At 40.5% G+C, this 14,680-nt stretch carries 16 protein-coding genes; 4 read left to right on the top strand and 12 right to left on the bottom strand.

The annotated features are described in order from the left end of the window. Positions 1-144: 144 nt before the first annotated feature. From AB1L08_RS18770 to AB1L08_RS18750, 5 genes are read right to left on the bottom strand one after another with little or no spacing between them, the layout of a single operon-like run. Positions 145-1,419 carry a TRAP transporter large permease gene (locus AB1L08_RS18770; RefSeq protein ID WP_413066167.1) on the bottom strand — a complete coding sequence of 425 codons (1,275 nt, stop codon included), beginning with the start codon at positions 1,417-1,419 and terminating at the stop codon, positions 145-147. After that, on the bottom strand, positions 1,416-1,916 hold the full coding sequence (locus AB1L08_RS18765; RefSeq protein ID WP_413066166.1) for a TRAP transporter small permease: 501 nt from the start codon (positions 1,914-1,916) through the stop codon (positions 1,416-1,418). The genes AB1L08_RS18770 and AB1L08_RS18765 overlap by 4 nt, the downstream gene beginning before the upstream one ends. A 29-nt stretch (positions 1,917-1,945) precedes the next feature. Then, positions 1,946-2,980 (bottom strand): TRAP transporter substrate-binding protein, encoded by a 1,035-nt coding sequence (locus tag AB1L08_RS18760; RefSeq protein ID WP_413066165.1) that lies wholly within the window; start codon positions 2,978-2,980, stop codon positions 1,946-1,948. Positions 2,981-3,037: 57 nt separating this feature from the next. Further along, positions 3,038-4,240: a CaiB/BaiF CoA transferase family protein gene (locus AB1L08_RS18755; protein ID WP_413066164.1), complete on the bottom strand. Its 1,203-nt coding sequence runs from the start codon at positions 4,238-4,240 to the stop codon at positions 3,038-3,040. Positions 4,241-4,251: 11 nt separating this feature from the next. Beyond that, positions 4,252-4,950, bottom strand: a complete 699-nt coding sequence (locus AB1L08_RS18750; RefSeq protein ID WP_413066163.1) for a GntR family transcriptional regulator — start codon at positions 4,948-4,950, stop codon at positions 4,252-4,254. 352 nt (positions 4,951-5,302) lie between these two features. Here AB1L08_RS18750 and AB1L08_RS18745 point away from each other — a divergent pair, with 352 nt between their 5' ends. From AB1L08_RS18745 to AB1L08_RS18730, 4 genes are all read left to right on the top strand, one after another. Then, entirely contained in the window at positions 5,303-5,896 is a 594-nt protein-coding gene (locus AB1L08_RS18745) for a TetR/AcrR family transcriptional regulator (protein ID WP_413066162.1), read from the top strand. Positions 5,897-5,959: 63 nt separating this feature from the next. Then, the gene (locus AB1L08_RS18740) at positions 5,960-6,634 is read left to right on the top strand and encodes a YqeB family protein (RefSeq protein ID WP_413066161.1); all 675 of its coding nucleotides are present in this window, start codon (positions 5,960-5,962) and stop codon (positions 6,632-6,634) included. A 428-nt stretch (positions 6,635-7,062) separates the two neighbouring features. Further along, the gene (locus AB1L08_RS18735) at positions 7,063-7,539 is read left to right on the top strand and encodes a PaaI family thioesterase (protein WP_413066160.1); all 477 of its coding nucleotides are present in this window, start codon (positions 7,063-7,065) and stop codon (positions 7,537-7,539) included. Between the two features lie 137 nt (positions 7,540-7,676). Next, positions 7,677-7,970: a hypothetical protein gene (locus AB1L08_RS18730; RefSeq protein WP_413066159.1), complete on the top strand. Its 294-nt coding sequence runs from the start codon at positions 7,677-7,679 to the stop codon at positions 7,968-7,970. 151 nt (positions 7,971-8,121) lie between these two features. On the opposite strand, the gene AB1L08_RS18725 is transcribed toward AB1L08_RS18730, so the two are convergent. The 7 genes from AB1L08_RS18725 to AB1L08_RS18695 form a co-directional block, all read right to left on the bottom strand. Continuing rightward, positions 8,122-8,508, bottom strand: coding sequence for a DUF3887 domain-containing protein (locus tag AB1L08_RS18725; protein ID WP_413066158.1), 387 nt, complete (start codon positions 8,506-8,508; stop codon positions 8,122-8,124). After that, a complete protein-coding gene (locus AB1L08_RS18720) occupies positions 8,505-9,188 on the bottom strand; it encodes a YhfC family glutamic-type intramembrane protease (RefSeq protein ID WP_413066157.1) in 684 nt (227 codons plus the stop codon). Before AB1L08_RS18720 ends, AB1L08_RS18725 begins: the two co-directional genes overlap by 4 nt. A 70-nt stretch (positions 9,189-9,258) precedes the next feature. Continuing rightward, positions 9,259-10,593: a GHKL domain-containing protein gene (locus AB1L08_RS18715; RefSeq protein WP_413066156.1), complete on the bottom strand. Its 1,335-nt coding sequence runs from the start codon at positions 10,591-10,593 to the stop codon at positions 9,259-9,261. Continuing rightward, entirely contained in the window at positions 10,594-11,328 is a 735-nt protein-coding gene (locus AB1L08_RS18710; RefSeq protein ID WP_413066155.1) for a response regulator transcription factor, read from the bottom strand. 717 nt (positions 11,329-12,045) lie between these two features. Next, positions 12,046-13,500 carry a DUF4153 domain-containing protein gene (locus AB1L08_RS18705; RefSeq protein ID WP_413066154.1) on the bottom strand — a complete coding sequence of 485 codons (1,455 nt, stop codon included), beginning with the start codon at positions 13,498-13,500 and terminating at the stop codon, positions 12,046-12,048. A gap of 62 nt (positions 13,501-13,562) precedes the next feature. Next, entirely contained in the window at positions 13,563-14,201 is a 639-nt protein-coding gene (locus tag AB1L08_RS18700) for a DUF1700 domain-containing protein (RefSeq protein WP_413066153.1), read from the bottom strand. After that, a complete protein-coding gene (locus tag AB1L08_RS18695) occupies positions 14,182-14,529 on the bottom strand; it encodes a PadR family transcriptional regulator (RefSeq protein WP_413066152.1) in 348 nt (115 codons plus the stop codon). Before AB1L08_RS18695 ends, AB1L08_RS18700 begins: the two co-directional genes overlap by 20 nt. Positions 14,530-14,680: the final 151 nt, after the last annotated feature.

Here is a 14,680-nt window from a genome sequence, read left to right as displayed (position 1 = left end):
TTGTAATCATCCATAAATCCCCCTAAATCATGATAAATACAGTTAAATTATCCCATATTTATCAAAATTTGGGGGGGGTAAAATAAGTGAATTATCTCGAAGAATTTTTACTCCTCAAAGCTGCGCTTAAAAGAGCGAACCAAATTATTCAACATCCTTCACCATGAACGTGGCAATCTCGGGGAAGAACGCCAGTACAACAATAAAGACCAGCATAAATAATGCGTATGGGATGACTCCCCTGACAATCTCGCTTATCGTGTTTCTTCTGTCCAATCCCTTTAACACAAATAAATTCATTCCCACAGGAGGGGAAATAAGTGCCAGTTCCATGTTGATGACCATGATGATCGCAAACCAGATCGGATCAAAGCCAAGCATGGTAATAATCGGATAAAGAATGGGAAGTGTAATGACGAGAATGGAGACCGTTTCCAAAAACATCCCGAGAATCAGCAGCACAATATTGATCATGATAAAGATGACCCATCGTGATATATCCAGGGAGGTTGCATAATTGACAACCGTTTGCGGGATCTGCAATATCGTCATGATGTAACCCAAAAGCATTGCCCCAACCATAATAAACAGAATCATCGCGGTCGTCTTCACGGTTCCCAAAAGAATCATTTTTAAGTTATGAAAGGTTAAATTTTTATATACCAATGCCGCAATTAAAAAACTGAGTACGACACCAACCGCTGCAGCCTCCGTTGGTGTAAAAATGCCTGAATAAATACCGCCGATAATAATAAGTGGCATCAGCAGTCCCCAACCTGCAACACGGGTTGATTCCATTCTCTCTTTCCATGTGGCCGGCTCATCTTTCATATGTCTGCCCAAGTATGCCGCATAAAGCATAAAAACAAGGGAAAGAACAATCCCTGGAACGACTCCGGCTATAAATAATTTACCGACAGATTCACCTGTAACAGAGCCGTAAATGATCATCGGGATGCTGGGTGGTATCAAAATTCCAAGTGTTCCGGCTCCTGCCAATAAACCGAGTACTTGCCTCCGTTCATAGCCGCGTTTCACCATTTCAGGAATAGCGACCGCTCCAACCGTTACGGCAGTAGCAACACTGGATCCGGATATAGCGGAAAAGATCGTGCAGCAAAAAATCGTTGCAATCGCAAGCCCTCCAGGAAAATGCCGAAACCATCTGCTCGCCATTTCATACATATCCCTGCCGACGCCGCTGACCAGCAGTACCTGGCTCATTAATACATACATCGGCAAAGCTGTGAGTGAAAAGTCGTCGAGAGCATCATACGATACGATCGGAACCTGGTTAAATGCAAATGTTCCCCCATTAAACAGATAAAGTCCGATAACCGACAGCAGCCCCAACGCAAAAGCGACCGGAAGCCCAATGAGGAGGAGAAAAGCCATACCGCCCGTAAAGAAAACATTCATACATGATCTCCCCCTTCTTCTTGCTCCGCAGGGTCAACAATTTGCAAAATAAACGCCAAACAAAGCAGTATTCCACCAATTGGAAGAAATAATTTTGGTAAATACATGGGAATCCGGAGAAGTGATGAAGATGTCTCCCCCAATTCAAGCGTTTTGCCAACATGTATAAATCCATAAATTGTAAAAATAATGCTAAAAACGAGTCCCAAAGAACTGGACAGGTAGAAAAAGATCGTTTTCCACCTGTCGTTTAGAGCGTTAATCAGCAAATCAACCGTTACATGGGCGTATGTCCGGACTGCATAGGCCCCTCCCAAGAAGCAGCTTCCTATAATGGCATAAATGGAAAGTTCCGTTGCCCATATGGTAGGTTTATGGAAAAGAGATCTGGCAATCACTTCATAGAAAACCATTATTACTGTCAGTAACACGAGCCCCCCGGAGGCATACGCTCCCATTTTGATGACCCAGTCGCATATGCCGCTTATTTTTTTCATAGGTTTTTTTCTCCTCTCGCAATCCCGAACTATTTATTCTTCTCTGCTATCTCAAGCAGCTCTGCTCCCAATTCACCGGCATTTTTCTTAAAGACTTCCTTCACCGGCTCGGCTGCTTCAATCCACTTGTCAAGTTCATCCGCAGGCACTTCGTAAACTTCCATGCCTTTTTCTGCCAACTCTTCAGTTGATTTCTTATCTTCTTTTTCTGCCTGTTCCCTAATCCAATCTTCGGTTTTCTTCGCTTCTTCTTCAATAAGGGCTTTGGAATTATCGGGCAGCTTGTCCCAGAAATCTTTGTTGACAGCCAGCAGGAATTCCAAATAAGCATAATTATTAATCGTAAGGTATTTTGTCACTTCATCATATTTTCTTTGCACCATGGCCGTTGTCCCGGAAGTTGCACCATCCACCGTATTTCTTTGCAGGGCCATATATACTTCCCCGGCGCCCATGAAAACAGGTGATGCCCCATACGCTTTAATCAATTCGGATGGCAAGTCTCCAATACTGCGAATTTTTAAGCCTTTAAAATCGGAAGGAGATTTAAGCGGTTTTTTATTGTTTGCAAATTGAACAAATCCATAGTCAGCAAACATTAATACCTTTGCACCTTTTTCCTCCATGGCACCGCGGAGTTTGTCCCCAAATTCGCCATTTACAGCTTCTCCAACACTCGAATAGTCGTTAAATACATAAGGAACATCAAAAATACCCATTGCAGGGACAGTGGATGCCCATAATGTCGAAGAGTTGAGTCCCATTTCCACCCCGCCTGAAAGAATGGATTGGTTCATATCCTTATCGCTCAACAGCTGGCCCGCAGGATACACTTGCATTTTAATTTTTCCGCCTGATTTTTCTGTTACATTTTTGGCAAATTCTTCAATTCCCTTTGAGACATAATGATCCTGTGGCAAGTTGTAGGCGAGCCGGATGGTCGTTTCTTCATATTCATTGCCCCCAGATGCAGATCCAGCCTCTTCGCTTTTTGATTTTCCGCCGCATGCAGCAAGCGCTACCAGCAATAAACTTGCAATAAATACACTAAACAGTTTTTTCATTCTCTTTTCCCCCTCGTAAATATTATTTCAATGAAGAATTTTGCAGGTTCGTCCCGCTTAAATCACTCCATCCTCTTTCAATCTTTTGAAATCTTCGAAAGAAAAGTTCATAAATTCTGTCAATACATCTTCGTTATGTTCACCAAGTTTGGGACCAATCCAATCGAGATCTCCTGGGGTCCTTGAAAGTTTGGGCACAATACCGGGAACCAACACTTTTTCCCCGCCAGGCAGTTCGACTTCCCGGAGCATGTCCCTGGCTTTGTACTGTTCGTCTTCAACAATTTCCTTAATGCTGTAAATGGGACCTACCGGTACAGACGCCCTGTCCAAAATTTTCTGAACTTCTTTTAATGGATATTGCAATGTCCACTGTTCAATGGCTTGATCCAGGAATTCAACATTTTCAACCCGCCCTTGGTTGGTCAAAAAACGTGGATCATTGGCTATATCTTCCCTGCCAATGGCCATCATGAGCCGCTGAAAAATTTTATCTCCGTTTCCGCCAATCACAACATAATTGCCATCTGCACATTTATACGTATTCGAAGGTGCGATCCCCGGCAATGTCGCTCCGGTTCTTTCTCTTATTTGACCTGTCAGATCATATTCAGGCAAAATCCCTTCCAGCAGGCTAAACACAGATTCATATAATGCTACGTCCACCACTTGGCCTTTTTTATCCGAATCGGCATCTCTTGCCCTGAGCGCCATGAGAATGCCAATGACTGCATACAAGCCGGCCACCATGTCACCGATCGCGATTCCGACACGAATAGGAGGGAGATCCGGATAGCCGGTTAAAAACCTTAATCCGCCGATTGCCTCTGCTACACTGCCGAATCCCGGTTTCTCCTTATAAGGACCGGTTTGGCCGTATCCGGAGATTCTTGCAAGGATGATAGAGGGGTTTATCTTTTGCATATCTTCATATCCAAGCCCCCATTTCTCAAGCGTGCCCGGCTTAAAGTTTTCCAGGACCACATCCACTTTTTCAACCAGCTCTTTAATAATGTCCTGTCCTTCTTTATGGCGGAGGTTAACGGTAATAGATTTCTTATTTCTTGCCTGCACATACCACCAAACGGAAGTATCCTTATGCATAACACGCCAATTCCGGAGCGGATCTCCGGAAACCGGTTCTTCCACTTTTATGACTTCAGCACCAAATTCGGAAAGTATTTTTCCCGCAAAAGGTGCAGCAACCAAATTGCCAAGCTCTAAAACTTTTACACCTTCTAGTGGTTTTTTATTTGCCAATTGATTCACTCCTACTTTTTGGCAATCAGTTCCTCAAAATGCCTATAATCACTTTCAATGTGCATCCTCATGCTGGTTCTTGCAGCTTCAGCATCTTTATTTTCAATTGCCTGAAAAATCTTGCCGTGTTCAACAATGGCATTTTCCATGCGAAAAGGGTTCACTTCGAGAATTGCCCCGCGATAAAAAGTTTTTACCCCTCGCAGCTGTGAAGTAATGGCAATAAGAAAAGGGTTTTTACCGGCTTTAATAATGGTCTCGTGGAAAATGTTATTGATTTCGTGCACTTCCACTAAGGTCGGATGATTCTTGACCCTCTCCATCTCCGAAAACTGCTCTTTTAGCATTGCCAATTCTTCAGGCGTCCTCCTTAATGCAGCATAAAAGGCAGCAAGCGATTCGATTTCAATTCTGCATTCATATAAATACTTGTAATCTTCTATTGTCGGTTTTACAACCGTTACGCCGCCTTTTTTATTGACCAGCAGAAGCCCGTCTTTTTCAAGCATCCGGACCGCTTCCCTTATGGGACTTCTGCTAATACCCAGTTCTTCGGCAATCTTTTCCTCAATCAATCGCTCGCCTGGCTTCATTTTTCCTAAAATGATTCTTTCTTTTAAGTACTCATATACCTGTTCTTTCAGTGTTTTTTGTTTTCTGACTTTTTTAACGATAAAAACCTTCCCCCTTTTTTCGTCGACGGTATACAAATATTTTTATTTAAGAGTATACTAATAATTCGGCTGGGTCAATGCCCGGATCAGATGTTGAGTAATAAAAAAGTTGTTTAATGTGCAGTTGAAATAAAGTTGCACCGTTTTACCCCTTTGTATATGATTTGTCCATAGGGATTTTTCATGGCAATAATAAATAAAGTTTTATTCCATTAACGGGCCAGTTTGCTGAATAAACAGGAAAGAATAAAAGAGGTACAGTGAACTGTACATTACATTACAATAGAAAATATTCTTGACAGGAATAATATAAGTGTATACAATTTAATTGATTGGTTAACCAAATTTAAAAATGACCATTCAATAAAATATAAAGGTGGATATTTAAATGGAAAATAAACAATATTTAATAGCTGAAGCCAGGAGAGAACAAATTATTAAAGCTGCAGTAGAAGTTCTAAGAGAAGTTGGATACGTCAGCACGAGCCTGTCCAAAATAGCAAATAAGGCAAATATAAGTACGGGGCTTATATCTTATCATTTCTCTGGTAAGGAAGATTTGATGAACAATACCTTAATGTATTTGGTTCAACAAGAGTGGGGCTTTATTAAAGAAAAAGTAGAACAAAAACAAACACCTACGGAAAAATTAATGGCCTTTATAGAAGCGAGTTTAGCCTATCAGGTTACAAACCGGGTAAATAACATTGCTTTAATTGAAATTGTTTTTAATGCCCGTACGCCAGATAACGTACCTTATTATCTTATAGAAGATAATGATGAAGATTTGTTAAATGATTTATTGCAAGAAATTCTTGACAAAGGGCAAGAATCTAAAGAATTTAGTGATTTTCATCCTCAAGTGATTGCAACTGTTATTCGAGGGGCAATATCAGAGTCTATGTTATCATCTCAGCATGAACTTACCCTGGAAGAATATAGTGAAAAACTTACAAAAGCCATATTAAAAATGGTTAAATGAGGACGATGGCAAATACTCCAAAAATCTTAAGCTTTAAATATAATGTTGGAGGTGGCAATTTAAATGGAAAGTACATCTAAAATTGGTATGGGGTTCTTAGAAAAGTTGATTGCAATATTATCTCCTGTTGTTTTAGGAACGATAGGTTGGTTTCTCCCGAAGTTGTTGGAATTAATAAAAAGAATACCTGTCTTTTCAGATTCAAAAGTCATTGAACTTTTGAATTCATTCAATCCTTTTTGGGTATCTATTATCTTGATGTTCGCAGGCGGTATTATAGGTATTCTTTTATCACTAACAATCTATAGTGAAGCATTAAAAATGAGCGTAAATAATCAAGAAATAATGATCAATAAAGATGATAAAGAAAAGAAAATTAGAAAGTCTGAAGTAAAAGAAATCTTTATGGAAGATAATACAGTCGTAATTATCGGTAATAAAGGTCAAGAACTTTTGAGTGAAAATACGGACATCAAGAGGAACAAAATAAAAGAAATCTTTCTGTATCATCATTACCCCTGGAGTGAACAGGATCCATATGTAGATGAATTCGTTCTTTGGACCCTGGAAGATAATGCATTTGGAGAGAAAATCAATGCTATCTTATATGAACGTAGAAATGCAATTAGAGAAGGAGATAAGAAAAAAGCAAAAAATTTAAAAATGGACTTAAATGAGCTAGGGATAGTCGTGAAAGATCGAAATGAGGATCAATATGTACGAAAGGTTCAAGACTAATCAAGTTTACTGGTCTTTAAAACCATCTTCCGCAATAAGGCGCGATTATGGAATAACACTAAACAACTTTTTTATCGCAAATTCTGTCCATAACCATGAGTCGAACATGAAAATTAAACAATTATTTTTTTGGAAGGCCGCACTTTTCAACGGAAGAATGCGGCTTTTAGCAATCAAAATTAAACGACTTTATTTTCATTAAACATCAGAAAATATGCCCAATTTATTTGAACAAGCCTATGAGAAACGCTTTTTCTTGATGAAATTAACTCTCACAGCCTAAGCCGGGAGCCAGGCGACCCGCCGCTCTTCCTTGGGATATGATTGACCTTTATGGCCCTGGTATCTTTTGTAGATACTTTTCGCCCAAAAACTTTAGTATAATGATAATTAGAAAAATTTTGCAATAAATGAAAGGGGATCGTAATATGGAACAAATCACTCACGCCATTCAAGATGATTATCCGGATGAATTCGCCCATTGTTTCGGGTGTGGAAAGTTAAATGAGGCCGGCCACCACTTTCGGACAGGTTGGCAAGGAACCGAAACTGTTACGATCTATGAGCCAAAAGAAGAGCATACCGCCATTCCCGGTTTCGTGTACGGCGGCTTGATTGCCTCACTCATTGATTGCCATGGGACAGGATCGGCAGCGCTTGCGTTACATAGAAAAAACGGCCATGAGCCCGGAAGCGGACATGAGCCCCCCCGATTTGTCACGGCTTCGTTACAAGTTCATTTTGTAAAGCCAACCCCGCAAGGTGTGGCTTTAAAAGCGCTCGGAAAGGTCGAAGAAATTCATCCCAAGAAGTTCAAAGTAAATGCAGAAGTTTTTGCAGGAGACACGCTTTGTGCAACAGGTGAAGTGGTTGCTGTCGTCATGCCGGATACTTTTAAACAATAGCTGGAAAGAAGCATCCTTTCGCGGGATGCTTCTTTCCCATTAAGGATCGGGACACCTTTTTTACTCCGTTTTGCTCTCTATGAAACTTTTTCTGTCTGTATTCGTAAACATGGGCAGATGGACGAGGAGGAATGGAAATGAAAAAAGCAGGTGTTTTTGGTTCACTGGTTGTCATTGCACTGATTATTGGTACCGTTGTATGGTATGTCAATACCGCTTCCGGGCAGAGAGCGATTAAAAATATTAAGTCAAACAATACCGGGGGAATGGAAAGGACTGTAAAAGTATACGGCAGTAACGGTAAACTCATTGAACAATATGAGGGAAAAATCGATATTCAAGATACCGAGTACGGAAATAAGGTACTGTTTGATTTAGATGGAAAACGCATCGTGATCTATAATGCAACGGTTGTGACGGAAGAAAAATAAGTTTAATCAAACATTTGATTGAAAATGGCCCGTAAACGGATCCTATCAAGATTCATTCAGCTAATCAAACATTTGATTAAACCTTATTCGTGACCACAAAAAGGGACGTCCAACAATTTGTTGAGCGCCCCTTTGATCACTTTTTTTGAACTTATTTAATATATAACCCTGCCACTTCGTCTTGATCGTTAAAGGTAATGGTGAACACACGATTTTCATTACTATATTTTGCCACGAGCACAACAATATAAAAACCGTCTTTTTCTTCCACTGACGATTTATCAATCTTTTCATAGTTTCCGGATTCCTCGATAATAGGCGTTAGCTCTTTCATTTGATCTTCCGGCAATCCCGTTTTCATTTCATCATCGAACATTGCATGCACTTCTTGATACTTGCCTTCGTTTAATAATGAGACAATATTTTCAGCCTTCGAGATATATTTTTCCGAAGTCGCATCATCGACTTTTTTGCCCCCGCATGCGGCAAGTGCCAGCATGGCCATAACACTTAGCACGGTAAATAAAACTCTCTTCATTGCCATACTCCCTTTCTTTTGGTCCATAAACCATAATTGAACACGGCCAACGCCATCATAGCTAACGTTACTTCCAAAACGGGCAGTACGTGATCTTTCGGGACATATAACGGCAAAATCCCAACCAACGCATCCACAAACCCATGGATCAATATGGCGAGCAGAACGTAAAAAATCCTCTTTTGGACAACGCCTTGCAACACGATAATCGAAAGCCCTATATGCAATAACATCGCAAAGAAACGCTCAATACCACCGATAAAATAAATTTCGCTGTCGGCAAGAGCGGCGGAAGAAAACAGCAAGGCGATCGCACTGCTGCCGACAAACAACACCGCTTCGATGCCGCCATGGCCTGCACCGAATAAAAAGCCCGACTGCCAATCACGCTGCCTCATGAAAAATCGCATCGCCGTAAAGCGGGCGAGTTCCTCAACAATACCGGCCGATAAACCGAGCACTATAGCAAATAGGACAGGCTCCGTAGCGCTAAACATGACAAAGGCTGTACTATGTTCCCCTATATATTTCAGTAATGGTATGCGGATCAAAACTTGAGATACAACAAACGCCAACACACCCAATAAAAACGGAAAATACCGTTTCCTAAAACACGCATAAAGAAATGCAGCTATCGGTAATCCCATGCCGATGGCCGCTGTAAAAATAACACCCGCCACAGAACATCCACTCCCCTATGAAAGTGTATAACAGCACGCGTTTAAAGTCTGCAGCTTTATCATATTTGGTTCAATTTTCATCATAGTTGGTCACTTTTTTCAATAAGAGTGTTTGGCTAAAATAAGGGGCTGTAAAAGCCGTTTCCAACGTTGCATTAGCTGTTTTATCAATCAAACGCTTTAACGAAAACAGCCCGTATCCCCGGTTTCCTTCTTTACTGGAATAGCATTTTTCGTATATTTTCTGCAAATCAATGGCTTCATGCCTGCAGCTGTTGCGGACAATAAAATATTGGCATTCCTCTTTTTCAAAAAAGGCAAGTTGCAGCAATTTTTCCTTGCTGCAAACCGCTTCTTCCATCGCGTTATCGACCAAAATGGAAATGGCGCGAATAAAAGAAATCATGGGCATCGCAATCTCTTGAATCGGCTGTGGAATATCGACCATTACTTTTACTTGCTGCTGCTGGGCAGCCACCACTTTTACGCTCAACACGCTTTTCACTTCGGGAACAGCGATGCGCGACAACTTCACAATATCCAACTCGCGATTGTTCATCAGTTTTGAAGTCGGGGCGATTACATCACGATAAACTTGTTCGATTAGTGTTATATTTTTCGTACGCACTCCTTCATCCAATGCCAATAACACATTCAGATAATCATGGCGAAAACTGGCCAATTCATCATGCAGAAGTTCCAACTTCCCCACATAATCCAGCAGTTCCTTATCCAGGCGCTCTTGTTGTTCTTCCAACATCCTTTCTTTTGTCAAATGGGAGCCGATCAACACCATTAACAGCAGCACAAAAAACAAAACGAATGCCGCCATATAACTCGCTTGTTGATATTGTTGATACAAGGCAGCCAATAAATGGGTCGCAGGCGCCGTCAAAATCAGCTCTACAATGAGGCCGGCAACAAGAAGCACAAAGCTTATGTAATAAAGGGGGCTATCGACAATATACCGGGCAAGCTTTTGAATCGGCTTGCCCCAGAGCACAATGCAAATGACAATGGCAATCGAAACGATAAGATGAATGATGCTGGCTGTCCATACATACAAATTAAATGGTGTGAACAAAAACAACTTTATGCCAAGTTCTATGAATACCATTTTCGCCAATGTAATGATGACGATACTTACTAATGCAAAATAGAGGCTTTGCATAAAAGGCAATTCGTCCTTCATCAAACCCAAACTCAATAAAAATAGCAGCAGCATCAAAATATTAAGTTCAGGATAACCTGTTACGGTCACAACAATGCCGAGCAAGATCGTGAAGACAATGCTTAAAGCGATTACCATGACATAGGACAGGCGGTTATAACGAATCAAGCGAATGTATAATAAGACATGGCTAATGCCAATCAGCACAATCGCGATTATATCATACACGTACATTTACAGCTCACCCTTTAATATCAGGCGTACTTTCCGCCCTAAACGACGTGACACAGGAACGCGTTTGCCGCTTTTTAAGACGATCATCTTTTGCTTTGCATCATAAGAAGACATTTGTACGGTATTGACGATATAAGATTGATGACAACGAAGCAAACGTTCATCCAATGCTTCCATTTCTTTTAACGTGCCATAAAAAGAAATCAAGCGGTCCGTCGTCACCAATGCCAACCGATGCGGTTCATCAGTCCTGATATACTCCACCGTTGCAAACGGCACACGTATAGCTGTATGGGCGTTTTCAACAATAAAATCATCGGTCTGAATATCAGTTCTATTGCGCGCCTGATAATGCAGCAGGCATTGTTCAAACAGGCGATAGCGTTCATCATGAGGCAAGCCCTTATCAATAAACGTTAAAGCCGACACCATATATTGATACGAGATGGGTGCAAATTCGGAATGCGTTGTGACAAACACAATCATGCCGTGTGCATCATATTTGCGGATCTCTTGTGCGACTTGCAAACCTTTGCGCTCCTCACTTTTAATTTCAATATCCAAAAAATATATCGGGACATAGGTTGTCAGCGGCATTTTTTTAATAATATCCGCACTTTTACTCGTCACTTCAATAAAATCATACGGCACCTGACGTTTTTCACAAATTTCCTTCACCAGCCGCTTCATATGCTGAGCTTGAATTACATCATCTTCCAAAATAAAAATACTCAAATCCATCACTCGCTTCAAAACAATCTATAAGTAGCATAGCATGATTGTGCCGAAGTTTTTGCCAAAACTTCAAGAAAAGCGCGTTCGCGATGATCATATTTTTTGATAATAAGATGTTCGGGCTTGTCAGGATCAATCTTGATTATTACCCTCCAGCCCATTTCTTCACATACAGTATAAATATCGTAGGCTTTTTTTCCTCCGAATAAACTGTAAAACTGCCGGCCTTGCATTATCCTCCTTCATATTAAGAACAGCGCAAGCGCCTTGCCCATCGACGTACAGACTTGAGTGCCTCCGACGAGATAAAGGAAACACGGCGACGAAGGCAGGCTCAAGCAGCGACGTCCTCGAAAAAGCTTCGCTTTTCCTTCGTGCGATGCTGATGCTGTCGAAGCTTTCCTTGTCCTGCCGCTTCGCCTGCACTAGCACATCCTGTGCGTCGGAGCCGATGTTGACTTATCGTAGGAAAGCTGCTTCTTTGAATTGGCATCCTGAGCTTTGCGACGAGCTGAACAAAGCTTCATCGAATATGCTATGGCGCAGGAGCACCCTTTGAGGCGGAAGTCTGCTAGTCGATAGACGCTGGCCGCCTTAGGTCGCCACGTCCTGTGGCGCCGGCGGCACTAGGACGTCCTGTCCGTCGAAGCTAGACAACTAAGGTCTTTGTTCAAAGTGTTAAACCCTAAAAAAACTTTCTTTAAAAAGGACAAAACCTTATTTGAATTCCAATTCTTCAAGCCTTTCATATGCTTTGTTTCTTGTAAAATTTTGTGACTGCCACGAATGGCTTTTTAAATATTCTCTTTCTTCTTTATTCTGCTTCAGCAAATCTTCCAATTCTGAAATATGGGGATTTTTTTCATAAATCTCCATTAAACCTAGAATTCCTGTTGATGATAGGCTGTTTAAATAATGGATATCAATTTTTCCAGTGCGCTCGAAGCGATCCATATTCCGTTCAACTACAAACCTGTCGATGTTTACAACATTCATGCCGACATAGTAGATAAGCGATGCAATAAAATAAAAATGGAATAAGGAGAGCTTTTCGAGCCAGATTTTTATTAACGTATAGGCAAAGATAACCATCAGGAAAATCATGAACGAATGCGCGAGTACCCGGGTAAATGTAAAGCCATATGCATCCTCGTACATGGTTAACCGCATGAATGCCGATATGAGCAAAACTCCGCTGGATAAAACAAGCACGGTTAAGGCTATTCGCATTGTTGTTTTCACAAATCCTTGAACATTTTTCGTAAAATGAATCACTGCCGTTGTGACGGAAAGATTGATCAAGGTTGCAAATAACAGTTCAAAAAAACCGCGTCGTGCATATTCCGCATATGTAAAGCTTTCATCTAACGTGCCGCTAAAAAAATATTTGAATTGGACTGCCACAAATAATACATAGATCAAATCAAGAAGGACCAACACCGTAAGAGCGACAATTCCATCGATTGTAATTGGCTTCCCTTCCCTTTTAATGGGATGGGCATTGTTGCGCGCCAGAACTTCCATAAAACCAAAGAAGGTAAAAGTACAAAGAAGAATAACCATAAAACGAAAAACATAATCAACCCTAAAGCTCATTAGGTGAGGAATATGATTAATGAGTCTTTCAAATTGGGAATCCGCCGAAATCAATAAATAAAGAATGATAAACAAAAACGGGACTGATATGACGATGCCAATGAGGATCTTCATCCAAATATGAGCATGCTTGTTGTTCGTTTTCCGCTTTATGAGTCCGACAATATCTTTTGTAAATATCGCACTAAAACCAATGCCCTTAAAAAGACGGCTCAGAGCATAAATCATAAATCGAACACTGCTCCATTCTGTTTTTTCCGATGAAGTGATTAAAGCAAGATGAAAAATGACAAGAGCAGGAATGATGATGATATTCAACATATAAAAAAGGACAGTGTCATACAGGAAATAGCATATTGCCAAAAGCCATATTGATATAAGGACTAAATAGCCAAACCGTTGGTGCGAAAATGGATACGATTTAAACCTATAATAAACAATTGTGTAAAACACGACGATAAAAACGATATAGGATATGCCAATCTGGTCTCTGAAAAATGATTCTTCTGCAACAATCCCCGCTAAAAGGCACATACATAAAAACAGCCAGTCTATCTTTTCAAGTTTTAATACCATGATTTAACCTCCATCTTAATTCTATGTATATAGAAATTCTATGTACATATTCAAAAAAAAGCCTAAACAGAAGCTTTTTTTCCCCACTTAAAGCTAATTAGACAAACAGGATACAAAAGAAGCGTAAATAATATGCATAGCAGTATAAAAGTTTTTGTCAGCAACGGGTAAAACCATCTATGAGGAATGATTTGAAAAACCGTTAAAATCATTAATGTGATATTCGGAATTAAGGCCAAGAAAAAAGTCCCTTTTAACAACTTCTTTCCGCTATGTCCAAACCCCCTGCCTATTTCATATCCAAGCAGTGCCCAGAAAAATAAGTAAATGAGTGCAATAATGATTGGAATGGATGTCAATTGAGCCCATATACTTGTCAACCAGTTCCATTCAAACAGATTATGTGCCAGAGTGAGAACGGAGCCACCGCCAAAAAATACAATATTCACGGCCACAAACAACCATTTCATCTTGCTGGGTGTAACGGAAAGCTCTTCCTTCCACATAGCTGCAATTTCTTCAGGTGTCCCTATTTTTGAATAAATTTGGTTGCGTATTTCCGTTTCGTCGCCTAGATCAGGGAGACTTGCAAGAAATTCATCAAGATGAACATCGTATTCTTTTAAAATTGCATTTTTTTCTTGATGTTTAGCGAGACGCTCCGCAAGTTCTGCTAAAAACTCATTCTTCAACCGTTCCATGCTTTTTTCTCCCTATCACCTTGTTCATCACTGAAACAAAGTCATGCCATTCATGGGTTTTTTCAAGGAGCATTTCTTTTCCTTTTTCAGTTATATGATAATACTTCCTCGCAGGTCCCTTCTCTTGTTCCTGCCAATAGCACTCAATGTACCCTTGCTTTTCAAGCTTATGCAGCGCGGGATAAAGCGTCCCCTCCTTGAAGGAAATCCCATTGCTGCTGCGCTTTTCCAGTTCTTTTACAAGCTCGTATCCATACATATCACGCTCATCCAGAAGTTGAAGCAGCAAAAGTGAAGTACTGCCTTTCACTAATTCCCGATTAAACATTATTTTCACCTACCTAGTTATTTTAGGTATATAGAAATACTACAATACCTTGATGAAAAAGTAAAGAATATAAACCTGGATTACGAAAGTAAAATCTAGTTTATAAATACAAAAAGGGCTCCAACCTTTGGTATAATTAGGTTTGTACTAA

The organism is Siminovitchia jepli (genome assembly GCF_047228825.1).
GTDB lineage: Bacteria > Bacillota > Bacilli > Bacillales > Bacillaceae_C > Siminovitchia.
This window is presented reverse-complemented; position numbering and strand designations above follow the sequence as displayed.

Bases quoted from the DNA above. Each gene is read 5' to 3' on its own strand.
- AB1L08_RS18705 (WP_413066154.1), bottom strand. From the start codon at position 13,500: ATGGTATTAAAACTTGAAAAGATAGACTGGCTGTTTTTATGTATGTGC.
- AB1L08_RS18735 (WP_413066160.1), top strand. From the start codon at position 7,063: ATGGAACAAATCACTCACGCCATTCAAGATGATTATCCGGATGAATTC.
- AB1L08_RS18700 (WP_413066153.1), bottom strand. From the start codon at position 14,201: ATGGAACGGTTGAAGAATGAGTTTTTAGCAGAACTTGCGGAGCGTCTC.
- AB1L08_RS18760 (WP_413066165.1), bottom strand. From the start codon at position 2,980: ATGAAAAAACTGTTTAGTGTATTTATTGCAAGTTTATTGCTGGTAGCG.
- AB1L08_RS18770 (WP_413066167.1), bottom strand. From the start codon at position 1,419: ATGAATGTTTTCTTTACGGGCGGTATGGCTTTTCTCCTCCTCATTGGG.
- AB1L08_RS18765 (WP_413066166.1), bottom strand. From the start codon at position 1,916: ATGAAAAAAATAAGCGGCATATGCGACTGGGTCATCAAAATGGGAGCG.
- AB1L08_RS18740 (WP_413066161.1), top strand. From the start codon at position 5,960: ATGGAAAGTACATCTAAAATTGGTATGGGGTTCTTAGAAAAGTTGATT.
- AB1L08_RS18745 (WP_413066162.1), top strand. From the start codon at position 5,303: ATGGAAAATAAACAATATTTAATAGCTGAAGCCAGGAGAGAACAAATT.
- AB1L08_RS18715 (WP_413066156.1), bottom strand. From the start codon at position 10,593: ATGTACGTGTATGATATAATCGCGATTGTGCTGATTGGCATTAGCCAT.
- AB1L08_RS18695 (WP_413066152.1), bottom strand. From the start codon at position 14,529: ATGTTTAATCGGGAATTAGTGAAAGGCAGTACTTCACTTTTGCTGCTT.
- AB1L08_RS18725 (WP_413066158.1), bottom strand. From the start codon at position 8,508: ATGAAGAGAGTTTTATTTACCGTGCTAAGTGTTATGGCCATGCTGGCA.
- AB1L08_RS18730 (WP_413066159.1), top strand. From the start codon at position 7,677: ATGAAAAAAGCAGGTGTTTTTGGTTCACTGGTTGTCATTGCACTGATT.